Source organism: Adonisia turfae CCMR0081 (assembly GCF_011009555.1).
Lineage (GTDB): Bacteria > Cyanobacteriota > Cyanobacteriia > Phormidesmidales > Phormidesmidaceae > Leptothoe > Leptothoe turfae.
Genome location: NZ_QXHD01000004.1, coordinates 2,572,168 through 2,585,650, shown reverse-complemented (window position 1 = coordinate 2,585,650; position 13,483 = coordinate 2,572,168). Strand labels below are relative to the sequence as shown.

Sequence of the window (13,483 nt, the reverse complement as noted above, 5' to 3'; positions counted from 1 at the left end):
ATATCAGGACACCAACCGCACCCAGTACGATCTGTTGCGGTTGCTTGCCACCAATAATGCCCCCACCACAAAAGTCTTTGAAGACTGGAATCAGCGATCTGTATTTGTCGTTGGTGATGCCGATCAATCTATTTATTCTTTCCGTGCTGCCGACTTCACCATTCTGATGAACTTCCAGAGCGACTTTGGTGATGGGCTATCGGATGACGACACCCGTACCATGGTGAAGCTAGAAGAGAACTATCGCTCCACCTCGAACATTCTCGAAGTCGCTAACCATCTAATTGAAAACAACACCGAGCGCATCGATAAAGTTCTTCGAGCCACCAGGGGCACAGGGGAATCTATCTTCTGCTATAAAGCCGACGATGAACGAGCCGAAGCGGACTATGTTGTGAGCCAGATTCGCATTTCCATAGACAAGAATCCTGAGCTAAAGTGGGGAGACTTTTCGATTCTGTATCGCACCAATGCCCAGTCTCGTTCTTTTGAGGAGGTGCTCACCCGCTACAGTGTGCCCCACAAAGTTGTGGGTGGCCTTAAGTTCTATGATCGTCGTGAGATTAAGGACGTCCTCGCCTATCTACGACTCATTGCCAATCCAGCCGATACGGTAAGTCTCAAGCGGGCGATCAACACACCCCGACGTGGCATTGGTAAAACCACCATGGAGAATCTGGAAAAGGCCTCTGGTGAGTTAGGGATGCCCCTGTGGGAAATTCTGTCAGATGACACATCCGTAAAAACTTTAGCTGGTCGTGCCAGTAAGTCAGTTAACCGCTTTGCCACTATGATCCAGGGCTGGCAGCAACGGGTAGAAACCGTGCCTGCTTCAGAATTAGTGCAGGAGGTGATCGAAGACTCTGGCTATATTCGGGCTTTGAGAGATAAGGGCACTGATGAAGATCTAGATCGCATCCAGAACGTTAATGAGTTATATAACGCCGTCATCCAGTTTGAAGAAGAGAACGAAGATGCCACATTGCTGACATTTTTGGCCAGTGCTGCGCTGAGTTCAGATATGGACGATGATAAGCAGAGCAATGCAGTTTCCCTGATGACGTTGCACTCATCGAAGGGATTAGAGTTTCCAGTGGTGTTTGTGGTGGGGATGGAACAGGGGCTGTTCCCGAGCTTCCGATCATTGGATGATGCCGCCGCCATCGAAGAGGAGCGACGCCTCTGTTATGTGGGTATTACCCGCGCTCAGGAGAGATTATTTCTGACCTATGCGCGGGAACGGCGTTTGTACGGGAATATGCGAGAGATTGCCACACCTTCAATGTTTTTAGGCGAACTGCCGGAGGATTACATCCTGGCCAATACGGCGACGGCGCTACCTCGATTAGAGTTGACACCTAAGCGCACAGCACAGCTCAAAAATCCTGAACCCAAAGTACAAAAGCCGGGAACCCATGAGGATGATTGGGGTGTGGGTGAAAAGGTCATACACGGTGCCTTTGGCGAAGGCACCATCACTCACATTTTTGGTGCAGGTAACAAAATCTGCTTAGCAATCAAGTTTCCAGGCTTAGGCAAGAAGATTATTGATCCGAGGGTGGCTACACTTACGCGAATTGAGTCGTAGTATGAATTAAATCTGTTACTAAAAGGTGGGGAGCAGTCTATATTTTTTAGTGTCTCTATAATATCCGTATTTGACATTGGTTCATTATCGATAAAAGTTTGACTATTTCTCTCTAAACGAGTTTACCAACGATAATTTAACGGTATGATGGATACATGCATTTTCAATATATTTCAGTTGCTCTTTTTCGTGCCGACATTAATTGCAAGTTGAGAAATAGTCTTCCAGCGATCCGTTTTATGTTCGATACGTGAAGCCAATAAATTTGCAAGTAAAATTTGTTGTGTTTCGACTAGTCGAGAGTGAAAATCACTAAGATTGGAGGTGGCATCTGCATGGATTTTAAGATATATAGCGGCCACATAGTTTACAAGTAATGATCCTATAGCTCCAACAGCACCAGCAACAATTTTAGTTTCTGTATCATCTGCTACTCTTAATAATAAAAATAAAGTTACGCCAATAATAGAAACACCAATCAAAATGCAGAAAATACCTAAGCAAAATACCCAAGTATTCTGCTTGAGATTAAGGTTGTAGTATCGACGAAGTTGTACGTCGTTTATTTGAAGAAGCTTCTCGGCACGGATTTCTTGCAGGGTAGCTTTGTACTTCAATAAATCAAGTTCGAAATCTAAATCTTGAATTTCTTCTTCAACTTGACGTAACCTCAAACTGAAATATATTACTGCCGCTATTGGCACTATTCCATAGGAAACTCCTGATAGTATATATAGAGGGTTGGATAAATATTGCCCTCTAAGGAGAATCGCAACAATTAAAATTGGTAAACTTATGGATGTAAGAAGAGAAATGTAAACAACTTTTTGTAAAGCTCTCCGTTTTTGAACTCTCTCGTTGCGTCGTGTTGTGAGTAGAAGTTGTTTGTCTGGCTGTAATCCTATATTCAAATTTTTTTGTGATGTGCTAGGTAGCATTGCTTGTGATTCTGTGGCTGAATCGTTCCCTGGAATAGCCATATGACTAAAAAAAGGTTATATAACTATTAAAATTACACAGTAGGTACACAGCAGGTGAGTGAACATATTGCTATCTCAGATCCTTTAGGCAATTAAGAATAAATGACTAGTCTAATCTGAAAATATAGAATCAGTTCAGAGGTTTCACTCTAATCTATGTAAACTGAGAGGAAGCTTTAAACTGCTACTTCAAATCCGTTATTGGATTTTAGAAGCATGCCTAAGATAGCCTGAATAATGCATATGCGCTAAACTGTCACATGTCGCGTATTATATTCTAGTGGTGTGCTTCCATTTATTATCATTGTATTTCCGGTAGCCGCATTGATTTTTATTATAGTAGTTGAGCGTGATTCTGCTAGATCTGAGAATTACCACGACTGTGTTGATAAGTGCAAACAAATCCATAAGTAGATTTAGTGCAGTTAGAATGGGTGCGTAAATTATTGTAAAGGAGTGAATATCCCTCCTTTCGACCCTGTATAACCAGCAGTGTTGTTAGCACTGGAGGAGGTTATGAGCCGTCTTCCGTATCCCTCAGATTTAAGCGATGACGAGTGGGCCTTGATTAAGCTATTACTTCCCGTCCATCAGGGTGTCGGTCATCCTCAAGAAGTCAACTTACGAGAGATCGTGAATGCCATCTTGTATTGGGTCGATAACGGTATCAAATGGCGTGCGATGCCCCATGACTTGCCTAACTGGTCAACCGTCTACGATTATTATCGTCGTTGGGTCAAGATGGGCTTATGGGACCAGATTAATGAGCACTTGGTAAAGTTAGTAAGCCTCGCAGAGGGGCGAGATGAGCAACCGAGCTATAAGCATGGATAGTCAATCCGTGAGGACCTCAGAGAAAAAAGGTCCTGACCAAGGGATTGATGGTCATAAGTTTGTCAAGGGACGTAAGCGTCATATCGTTGTTGACATCTTAGGCATGGTGCTAAATTGTTTTGTTAGTGCCGCCAATATGGCAGATATTAAAGCAGCAGTGGTGGTGTTAGAACCTATATTAGAGACCTATGTGAGGCTTGAGAAAGTGTTGGCTGACCAAGCGTACAAGGGAATCTTAGGAGAGATTATAGAGCATGTTCATCACTGCGTTCTAGAGGTCACAAAAAATTAGGAGAGGGGTTCGTCCCAGCTCCTTATAGATGGGTCGTTGAGAGAACATTTTCTTGGTTAGATAAGGCCAGACGTCTGTGTCGAGACTATAAGGTGTTACCTGAAAACCATGAAGGCGTGGTCTATGGGGGCATGATTCGCTTGATGCTGCGTCGGTTAACCGATAATCGACGACGATGGACGTCAAAGACTCCTCAGGCTGCTCAGTATTAGTTTACGAATCCACTCTCAGCAAATCGTAGTCTGTGCAGAATTTGATAATCAGTTCAATTGCAAGTTCAGAACCCACAGCCGTGAGCAAGTATCCCAAATAGACGAGGAATAATGACAGAGGCCCTGGAGTGGGTAGGGGTATCCCCTTGTGGGTGCCCTGGATAACCTATGCCATTGTTCAACCCCGACCATGGTAGACGGCAAATATGATCGCACCATCGGTCTCTAGCGCAGGCGATCGGGGAGCAAGCACGAGGCATTGCCCCTACAGGATTTCGGTATTTAGCGATGATTATGGGGGAATTCTGGATTACCTATCCATTGCCATGTGATGCCCACCAAATACAATCTAGACAAACATCATCGTCGATCTATTTGTCTAAAAGATTACGACTATTCCACACCAGGAAATTATTTTGTCACCATCTGCTTCCAAAATCGAGTATGTCTGTTAAGCAATATTGTTATCGAGGATCCAGACATAAGACCCCCTAGATTCCAAAAACTCCGTATATCTGCTGATTTCTTCAGCCTAACTTTAGGAATCAGCCCTTAGTGTTTTTTATTGATTAATAACACCCTGGATGGCAAACAGTTTCTCTGTTTAGCGCATCTAGTATTTGTATCCTAGCTCTATTATCTGTCCCGACTAATCTTATGACAAAGACACCCGTTATTGGTATTGGTTTAGACGCAGCGGATCCTACCCTACTGGAGCCCTGGATGGATCAAGGGCTGCTACCTAACCTTGCCCGACTGAGAAAAGAAGGCACCTATGGTCGGCTAGCAAATACGGTTCCCTATGTTAGCGGCGAGGCAGAATTTTCCTCTACAGAACCATCTTGGGTGGTTTTTTCCACGGGTTGTTATCCCAATAAAACAGGCTTCTGGGACACTATAGAATATTCTCCAGAAAGCTACAGCGTCGTGTGTGACGAAGTCGAGAGTGGCTATGACTATAAAGAATTTTCTCCTTTTTATGCGCTAGGCGATGACTATCGAGTCGCAGCATTTGATATTCCAGTTTCAGCCCTGTGTGACCAAGTTAAAGGTGCACAAATTCTGGGTTGGGGCGGCCACTTTCCCTTTGTTCAAAGCCATTCTCAACCCCAAGAACTGTTTTCTGACATTGTCGAAAAGCATGGTCGTAATCCGGTATTGCATAACGATAACGGTCGCTGGTGGGACCCTAACTACGTAAATTGGATTCAAACGGCTCTTCAGGAAAGTATTGAGAAGCGAGTAGATGTCTGTAAAGATCTGCTCCAGCGAGACTCTTGGGATTTATTCTTGACCACTTTTGGTGATACCCACTCCGCTGGCCATGACCTGTACGATCAAAGCCAAGCGGATCATCCATTGCACACCTATCGCCGTGGCAAAACTGACCCACTGTTGACCATCTATAAGAAGGTTGACTGGGCTATTGGTGAAATCCTAGCTGCCGCTCCAGAGGATGCAACGGTATTTTGCTACTCTGTCCACGGGATAGGGGCCAACCTCACAGATTTGTTAAGCATGTTTTTCCTAGGAGAAGTCATGTATCGGTTTAACTTCCCAGGTAAGGTGGGGCTGGCTCCCGGTAAGCTAGGTACCACACCACCTCCACCCATTAAGCGACCCATTCGTCGCTCCTGGCCAGATGAGGTTTGGCGCAAGATTAATGAGCCTAATCCGATCAAGCGATTGATTAATACTTGGACACCTAAGAAGTGGTTAAGTGAAACCCAGGATGGATTGGCATCACCACGATTGCTACAGTCTACTCAGCCTCACTTAGGATGGATGCCTGGCATGGCCTTTTCTCCCCTATGGCCAGACATGAAAGCCTTTGCGCTGCCTGCCTTTGCGGATGGTCACATTCGCATTAATTTGCAGGGACGAGAGGGAGATGGCAAGGTCACTCCTGATGAGTACGATGCACTATGTGAAGATATTACAGCCATGCTGTATGAGCTGACTGATGGTCGTACGGGCCAGCCATTGGTGAAAAAAGTCCTACGCACCCGTCAGGATCCGTTGGACGATAATCCAACTCTACCCGATGCAGACTTGGTGGTTGTTTGGCACGAGTTACCAACCGATGTGGTCGATAGCCCTACTCTAGGACGGATTGGCCCAGTGACATTTAATCGTCCTGGTGGTCATCGTTCTCGTGGTTTCTTTGTGGCTAAGGGTAACGCAATTCCAGCTGGTGAAACGTTGCAAAATGGTCACGTTGTCGATCTAGCGCCTACGTTCCTATCATCCTTGGGTGCACCCATTCCAGAGCACTTTGATGGTAAATCCTTGTTTGCTTCTTCCCGTTCTAAAGCAATTACCACTGTAGTGTGAATATAGGCTGCGATCGCAACCCCAAGTTTCTATTTCATCGTTCTGACCAATGTTTTTTAGTGACGACAGCTAAGGAGATAATCGTGACATAGACAGGTAGGTTACCTGTGTAGAAACTAAAGTATTTTTAGAATCCTAATCTACCCGGTGGTCAGGTTACTGGCCACCAGTCACTTTTTCTATTGGGAGCAGACACACTTAGATAAGTTCACACTACTATTATGAAGCCAGAAGTATCAGTTATAGTTCCTGCATATAACACTGAAACCTATATTAAGCGAGCGATTGACTCAGTTTTGTCTCAAACGTTTGAGGATTTTGAGATCATAGTTGTTGACGATGCTTCTACAGATGGAACTGTCCAGGTTCTTAAAGGAATACAGGATGATCGGTTAAAGTTAGTTTGTCAAAAACAAAATGGAGGGGCAGGGGCTGCGCGAAATCGGGCTCTGCAAGAAGCAACTGGAGATTGGGTTGCGGTTTTAGATTCTGATGATTGGTATGCACCTGAGCGATTGGAGCGACTTTTAACCTTTGCGAAGGAAAATCAAGCAGATATGGTGGCGGATGATTTTTACATCATTGAAGATGGAGAAACAGAACCTCGAACAACAATGATTGAGTACCATGATCCATCTATTGTTGATGTTCTCGCTATTAATCCTGTGTCGTTTGTCCTCTCTGATATTGAGGGCAGACAAGGTCTAGAGCTAGGATTCAGCAAGCCACTTTTTCGCAGACAGTTGCTCGTTGAGAACAATATCACCTATAAGCCAGAGATCAAAGTTTCACAGGACTTTTGGTTAGACTTAGACTGCTTGGTGAGAGGTGCAAAATTTCTGCTGTTGCCAGAACCCTACTATTACTATCGGTCTAGGGATGGTGCATTAACGACCAGCACCAACAAAGTTGAAAGACTAAATGAAGAATGTGCAGCGGTCAGGCGTTTTTTCAAAGATGAAGCTAGTTATCTAAAGCAAAATACAGAGCTGGTTGATGCGTTAAATCTAAAGCTTAAAGAGACGAAAAAACTAAAAGACTATTATAAGGTCGTTGCTTTTCTCAAGCGAGGAAAACTCTTCAGAGCTGGGTTAGAATCTCTGAAATATCCTTTATTTTATCAAACCCTACTATCAGAAGTGCCAAAGTCACTCTCTAGACACTTTGGTGCTATCTTTTTTAAGACTAAAGTATACAAGAAGTTTAGCTAAGCTCTAGTCATGTTAAAATACGCAGTCTTCTGCCTCAGGTGACTACGCGGTTCAACTTGTTATATGGATGAAGTTTAATGCCTAACAACGGCAGCATAAGCTCTTGCTAGGCATGTGATGAGCAATATCAGTTAGGTGATTCCAAGTAGTTCATACTGTTAACTTAGCGCCTACTAGTAGCGACTGGAAACAATCATGGCCATCAAAGATCTGCAAAAAAAGTCTTAAATGTACTACGAGGATGCTTGATCCAGCTTTTGACCACCGATAGGATATCAGCACGACGAGGATTCGGATCATCATCTGTGTAGACCGGATCGCAGCCAGTGTCTGTGTGACCGGCCCAGATTAGCCACTTACGACGCTCGGCCCAAGAAAAACGCCCCACAACAGCTTGAGTTGTCAAAATCAACCACAAGCGCCATCGATTACTAAAACGATAAACTTTGTGATGGTCCCATGTCTGATCTTGTTTTTGAATGACTTTGCCATATTCAGAATCATTGTTGGCATAGGCTAAAACTAGTTGATCTAATGGTAACTTACGCTCTAATTCAAAGGCCATTTGCCCATAGAATCTTGGATTAAAGTCCATTAACAATAGCTGGTTGCCATGCACAATAAACTCGGCTTCAAATACGCCGTAATAGCCAACTTCTCTACAGATAGCTTTGAGATGGTCTATGGCCTTAGGATTCAGAGGACGGCTTTCAAAACAGAGTCCTACGCCTACACGAATAGGAAATTGTAAAACTTTAGCCGATGCACGGGTTAGGAATATCTCTTGGCTTTCATCAACAAAACCAGCGACGCTGTAGGTATTTTGACCGGCGGTTGCATGAAATTCTTGCACCATGGGCCAATTGACCTCTGGGTCAAAGTCAATGAGAAGAGGATGGTAATAAAATTTTTGTTGGTAGTCTGGGTAAATTTCCAGTAATTTTTCTGGCGTTTCACAGACCTGACCCTTTTGGCGTCGCAACATGCCAATTTGGGTTCTAGGTTTGATCAATACTGGATACCTAAGCTTGTGAGCCTGCGCCTTAAGGTCTTCTACGGATGTGGGCGCAACTGTAGAGGGAACAGGAATCCCTAGCTTTTCTGCGATCGCATGTAGCTCTGGTTTATTCAGCAGCGCATAAATGGTTTTAACATCAGGGCTGTAGAGCTTGTAATAGTCGCTTAACTGATCACGATACCGAGAGATCAACCATGTCATATCATCACTTGACGGGTAGAGAAACGCGCCAGGATTTTGTTTGCCATACTCTATTAGCCAGTTAACAAAACTCTCAAAATCTTCTACTGGTGGGGATTTGAGGGCCTTTGAAAGATAGCGAGATTTATGGGTGAGTGTAGAAGTCTTAGGATCAGCCAGTAATGTAGGCTGATTGTGCTTCCCATAGGACCTCACAACTGCGAGGGTTCCCCCATAATCTCCCATAGTCATCATAATTGGAGCTTGGGTAGATGAGCTAATAGCTACCATAGGACGAGATCTTAAATAATTAGGAGATTCTTCTAAAACAAATTTTCAAACATGTGGCCTAGTCAGCCAAACAGTCCATATGGATAATGCTTTCGAAAGTGTCAGACTTGCGGATCATAAAAGATTCACCACTGCTATTTAATCCGACAATGCCGGGCTTAGGAAACGAAAAAGCTCGCGCTTCAGGCACAAAATAAGCCCCAGAATCCATAATGGAAATGGCATCACCTTTAGCTAGTTCAGGTAGTCGCCAAGCAGGATAGAGTGTATCTCCCATATGACAAATAGGACCCACTAAGCGATAAAGCTTTTCCGGATTCTGAGCTTTCTGCTGTAGAGGAAGAACCTGATGAAACTCATACTTTACAATCTCAGCAACACTAATGCCTGCATCCAAAATTCCATAGGTAAATGCTTCGGACGTTTCTTTAGTATCAACAATACGCGATAGTAGTGCTTGGGTATTCCCCGTAATCGCCCTTCCTGGTTCAACAGCTAGCTCCGGTATAGGACGACTAACGTCTTGAAAATACCCTGTGAGATCCTTAGAAATAAACTCAGCAAAGTCTTCTAGCGTAGGATAATCCTGTGGTGTCGGCTCTCTTACTTCAATACGGAAGGTCTCACTTAGCTTTTTATCAAAGTCTGAAAATGAACGTACCGTTGGAATAGCAATACTCCCGCCAACATCCAAAATCTCTGGGTGAAAATCAAATTCCTGATACAAAGTATTCAAAAAATCTTTAATACCTTGCAAGTATCCTGCCACATCATCCAGACCATCAAAGAGAACACCTCGATGGCAGTGCACACCAATAACATTAAGCTCAGGCATACTGAGGGCCTGACGGTAAGTTGCTAACGCCTCGCCAGTATCTACACCAAGACCAAACTGGCCACTCCAGCCCTTGGCGAATATCAATCGAATTGCAATATTGGCCTTTTTGCCAACTTGCCGAGAAATTTTAGCAAAACGCTCTAGCTCTTCGCGATGATTAACGTTAAGTAAGCGAATACCTCGGTCAATGGCTATCTCGATGGACTTGTCTGATTTGGCAGGGCCATTGTAGATGATCTTTTGAGGGTCTACACCAAGGTGTAACGCTAACCATAGTTCATAAGGAGAAATAACCTCGGCACCTACGCCATAACTATGCAGGAGTTGAAGTATGCGGGGAATAGGATGAGTTTTATAGGAATAGTAAACATTGAGAATCTGCTGCTTTTGATGCCCGTACATCATGGCATGGGCATTCTGCGCTAGCTTCTGTGTGTTCAATACATGAAGGGGACTACCATATTGCTCCAGAAGAGTTTGAAGATTGACGCCATGTAGCGTAAGCGCACTATTTTCATAGGACATATTCCAGAGCTGGGGAGATAAATCCTGACGCATGCCCACTCGCTTTTGCAATGCTTGGGCACCAATACTGCGCACGAGCCGTTTTGCTTGAGTCTTTGGCATAATTACTTGCAATTCCCCAATTCTTAATTCTTATTCATGTATGACTTGAGCAAAGAATAAAAGTCCCCTAGATCCATGGTTTCTTAATACGATAAACATCTACGTCAAGAAAACATTAGAGAGTGACGCATATCGAGTCCGATCGCTGAAAACAAGCATAAAGTTCGCAATTTTGCCTGGAAAATGCTTCCGACTGTCGAAACAATTTCTGTGTATTTGCCTGTTTAGTATTGTCCTCAAGGCTGAACAACTTTGGAGGATATTCAGGTAACTAGACAAGAGATTACTTTGATATGCTGCTCTTTCCATACTATTGCGTAGCCTTTCAATATTATCTGTGTTCTCCTATGTGGGGTTCATGTTGTTGCCAAGCTTGTTGAACCTAGTTGAACCTACTGTTTGTAAACCCATACAACGAAATTTTACGGGTATTCGGTGCTTTTATCTTATTATTAATCGCTTATAGTATTTTATTGCCATGTTTTCAAGTTTTTCACTAAATAGCTGGATCAGATATTTAAGTTACTATGATAAAATATTCTCGATTAGCCTATAAGTCAGTATTTTATAGTATCCGATACCATACTAGTGACTAAAATATTTGGTTTAGAACGTTTGGTTTTACATGGCCTCAGCAGTAACTAAAGGCTTTTGCTTCAATGAAATTGTTGTTTCAAAACCACTCAGAACTAGAATCTATTTATCCTTGCTTTAGCTGAGCTCCCATCATACCGAAACCCCTTTGGTCTTGAGGCTGAAAGTACATTAATGCCTATCCTAGAGAGTCACCTCGCGCACATATAAAATGAATTCTTTTCTAGCTATCTCCCTTGTCTCCGGCGTTTTGTTAGGCTTTCTAAGCCGTTACACCCTAAATTGGTTGTCAACATCATACAAGTTTCAGCTGTTTGGAAAGATGATTACATGTGTGGATACAACTGAGAAAGTTCTAGCGTTGACCTATGATGATGGTCCTAATCCACCTTATACAGATAACTTACTTGATGTATTAAAAGAGTTTGATGCAAAAGCAACCTTTTTTGCAATTGGTCAAAATATTGAAAAAAATATCAAAACAACTCGTCGTATGATTGATGAAGGGCACGAGCTAGGTAACCATTCGTATTCCCATCAAAGATTAATAGACACGAGTTTGGCAACAGTCCGTTCTGAAATCCAAAAGACGGACGACATACTATCTGATTTGGGTGTCGAATCAAGAATACATTTTCGTGCACCTTATGGTTTAAAGCGTGTTCGGTTGCCTTGGGAGCTTGCCCGTAGAGAAAAAACAAATATTCTTTGGAATGTTGATCCTAAGGACTACGAAACAGCTGATCCAGAAAAAATTGCTGAGTCTATCGTTTGCAGTGTTGAGCCTGGCTCTATTATTCTTTTACATGATGGCGGAGGCAATCGATCCCAGACTGTGGCAGCAACCAAAATAGTTTTGCAAAGGCTTCAGAAAGAGGGGTATCAGTTCAAAACAGTTTCTCAGTTGATGGCATTACAGGCGGCATAAATAGATATCAGAAGCCCAAGCACATAAGCCCTTGGCGCATTGCTAAGGGCTTATGTGCTTTCAATGCCAATACAGATGAGTCTTACTAGACTGTTGTTGCTTCTCTTTCTACAACTTCTGAATAAATATCGACAATCTTACGAGTTTTTGTATCCCAGGTAAACTCCTTTGCACGCTGAAGTGCTTCATAGGACATATCATGTCGCATAATATGGTCCTCAACCAACTGGGCAATATAAATAGCTAATTTGTTCACTACAAACTCTCTGGATAAAGGGTCGATCTTAAAGCCTGTTTTCTCTGTTACATACTCACCAATGCCACCGTTATCAACCACAATACAAGGTAAAGCATTAGCCATGGCTTCTAAAACGACTGCCCCACCAAATTCACGAACTGAGGGAAAACAGAAAATGTCAGACTGTCGATAATATTCTAAGGTCTGGTACTGCTCAACATATCCAGTGAAATGCACATGATCATTGAGTTTTAGCTGTTTTACCTGGTGCTCTAAGCTTTCCTGCTCAGAGCCATTGCCGACAATGGTTAGATGAATCTTTAGCTTTATAGACTCGTCCAGTTTGCTAATAGCGTCTAAAATCATATCAGCCCCCTTGTAAGGAACAAGTCGACCAACATATAGGAGTTTAACTTTATTATCTACTGACGCTTCTGTAGGTATTTTCGCTTGGGCTACTTCTTCCTCAGATCTGACAAAGGAGCTGGTAATACCATTCTCATAAAATAGTTCTATCTGATTGTCGCGAGTCTTAGGGAATAGCTCTTTAATCAGACTCAGTGTATAACTAGAGCCTGCCAAAATATAGTGGGCTTTTTTATAAGTTTCCCGGTACCCAGGAATGATAGAGCGTCCTATCCAGCGTAGGAAATTAAAGTAAGAATATTCTCGACGCCCCAGCTCCTTAAATCCGTCAGGAAACGGAACTCCACCATTGACTGGACCTAGAATGAACGGAGTTTTCTTGCATGCCTTAATTGCTTTTACAGGATAGCGTGGCATCATTGGGGTGATGGTATGAACTAGATCATAGTCACCGCGAACAATAGCTTCTTTAAATCGACTATAGACTGCCCGATTGAATCCCCAGTAAACTGGGTATGTAAACGCATTGCGCAGCGGCCAGATGATTTGCCCCTTATATAGGCTCAAACGATCCCCAAGCAGCTCTAGGTTTTCAATCAGTTTACTGTCTTCAATGTAAGTGATGTCTGCATCTGGGTGTATTCTCTCTAGCTCTTCTCTATTGCGTGCGTGGGTTACTAATGTAGTGTCAACGAATCTACTGATACCTGCATACAATCGATATCCTTCCAGGGGAACTGAGTTCCAGGCAGGATTACATTGTTCAATAATGAGTAATACTTTCAATCTCTTTTTAGCCATAAATAATTATCCTATGATGTGACGGCATATGAATATGACGCTTTCACCATTGCAATACATATGTAAGCATCTACATTCAACTTGTTTAATAGTCATAGACGTTTAGGTAGATGCTTGCAATCAAGAAAAAGTGACGCTGATTCGACTGTTA

Annotated in this window: 10 protein-coding genes; 6 read left to right on the top strand and 4 right to left on the bottom strand. The window is 43.1% G+C overall.

Annotated features, from left to right (window positions below; translation table 11 throughout):
* On the top strand, positions 1 to 1,588 hold a 1,588-nt coding region (locus DXZ20_RS15425; protein WP_163703501.1), incomplete at its 5' end, for a 3'-5' exonuclease.
* Positions 1,589 to 1,761: 173 nt separating this feature from the next.
* Here the strand turns inward: DXZ20_RS15425 and DXZ20_RS15420 are convergent.
* Complete coding sequence (locus DXZ20_RS15420; RefSeq protein WP_163699079.1) at positions 1,762 to 2,568, bottom strand: TRADD-N-associated membrane domain-containing protein; 807 nt, start codon at positions 2,566 to 2,568, stop codon at positions 1,762 to 1,764.
* 516 nt (positions 2,569 to 3,084) lie between these two features.
* Between DXZ20_RS15420 and DXZ20_RS15415 the strand changes: the two genes are divergently transcribed.
* From DXZ20_RS15415 to DXZ20_RS15395, 4 genes are all read left to right on the top strand, one after another.
* A complete protein-coding gene (locus DXZ20_RS15415; RefSeq protein ID WP_163699077.1) occupies positions 3,085 to 3,402 on the top strand; it encodes a transposase in 318 nt (105 codons plus the stop codon).
* Complete coding sequence (locus tag DXZ20_RS15410) at positions 3,395 to 3,694, top strand: transposase (RefSeq protein ID WP_163699075.1); 300 nt, start codon at positions 3,395 to 3,397, stop codon at positions 3,692 to 3,694. Before DXZ20_RS15415 ends, DXZ20_RS15410 begins: the two co-directional genes overlap by 8 nt.
* A gap of 869 nt (positions 3,695 to 4,563) precedes the next feature.
* Positions 4,564 to 6,240 carry an alkaline phosphatase family protein gene (locus DXZ20_RS15400; RefSeq protein WP_163699073.1) on the top strand — a complete coding sequence of 559 codons (1,677 nt, stop codon included), beginning with the start codon at positions 4,564 to 4,566 and terminating at the stop codon, positions 6,238 to 6,240.
* Between the two features lie 221 nt (positions 6,241 to 6,461).
* Complete coding sequence (locus tag DXZ20_RS15395; protein WP_163670737.1) at positions 6,462 to 7,451, top strand: glycosyltransferase family 2 protein; 990 nt, start codon at positions 6,462 to 6,464, stop codon at positions 7,449 to 7,451.
* A 202-nt stretch (positions 7,452 to 7,653) separates the two neighbouring features.
* Here DXZ20_RS15395 and DXZ20_RS15390 read toward each other — a convergent pair whose 3' ends face one another.
* Entirely contained in the window at positions 7,654 to 8,940 is a 1,287-nt protein-coding gene (locus DXZ20_RS15390) for a carboxylate--amine ligase (protein ID WP_163699070.1), read from the bottom strand.
* A 58-nt stretch (positions 8,941 to 8,998) separates the two neighbouring features.
* Positions 8,999 to 10,405 (bottom strand): type III PLP-dependent enzyme domain-containing protein, encoded by a 1,407-nt coding sequence (locus DXZ20_RS15385; protein WP_163699068.1) that lies wholly within the window; start codon positions 10,403 to 10,405, stop codon positions 8,999 to 9,001.
* An 805-nt stretch (positions 10,406 to 11,210) separates the two neighbouring features.
* Between DXZ20_RS15385 and DXZ20_RS15380 the strand changes: the two genes are divergently transcribed.
* A complete protein-coding gene (locus DXZ20_RS15380; RefSeq protein WP_163699066.1) occupies positions 11,211 to 11,927 on the top strand; it encodes a polysaccharide deacetylase family protein in 717 nt (238 codons plus the stop codon).
* 85 nt (positions 11,928 to 12,012) lie between these two features.
* On the opposite strand, the gene DXZ20_RS15375 is transcribed toward DXZ20_RS15380, so the two are convergent.
* Positions 12,013 to 13,332: a glycosyltransferase family 1 protein gene (locus DXZ20_RS15375; RefSeq protein ID WP_163699063.1), complete on the bottom strand. Its 1,320-nt coding sequence runs from the start codon at positions 13,330 to 13,332 to the stop codon at positions 12,013 to 12,015.
* Between the last annotated feature and the right edge of the window lie 151 nt (positions 13,333 to 13,483).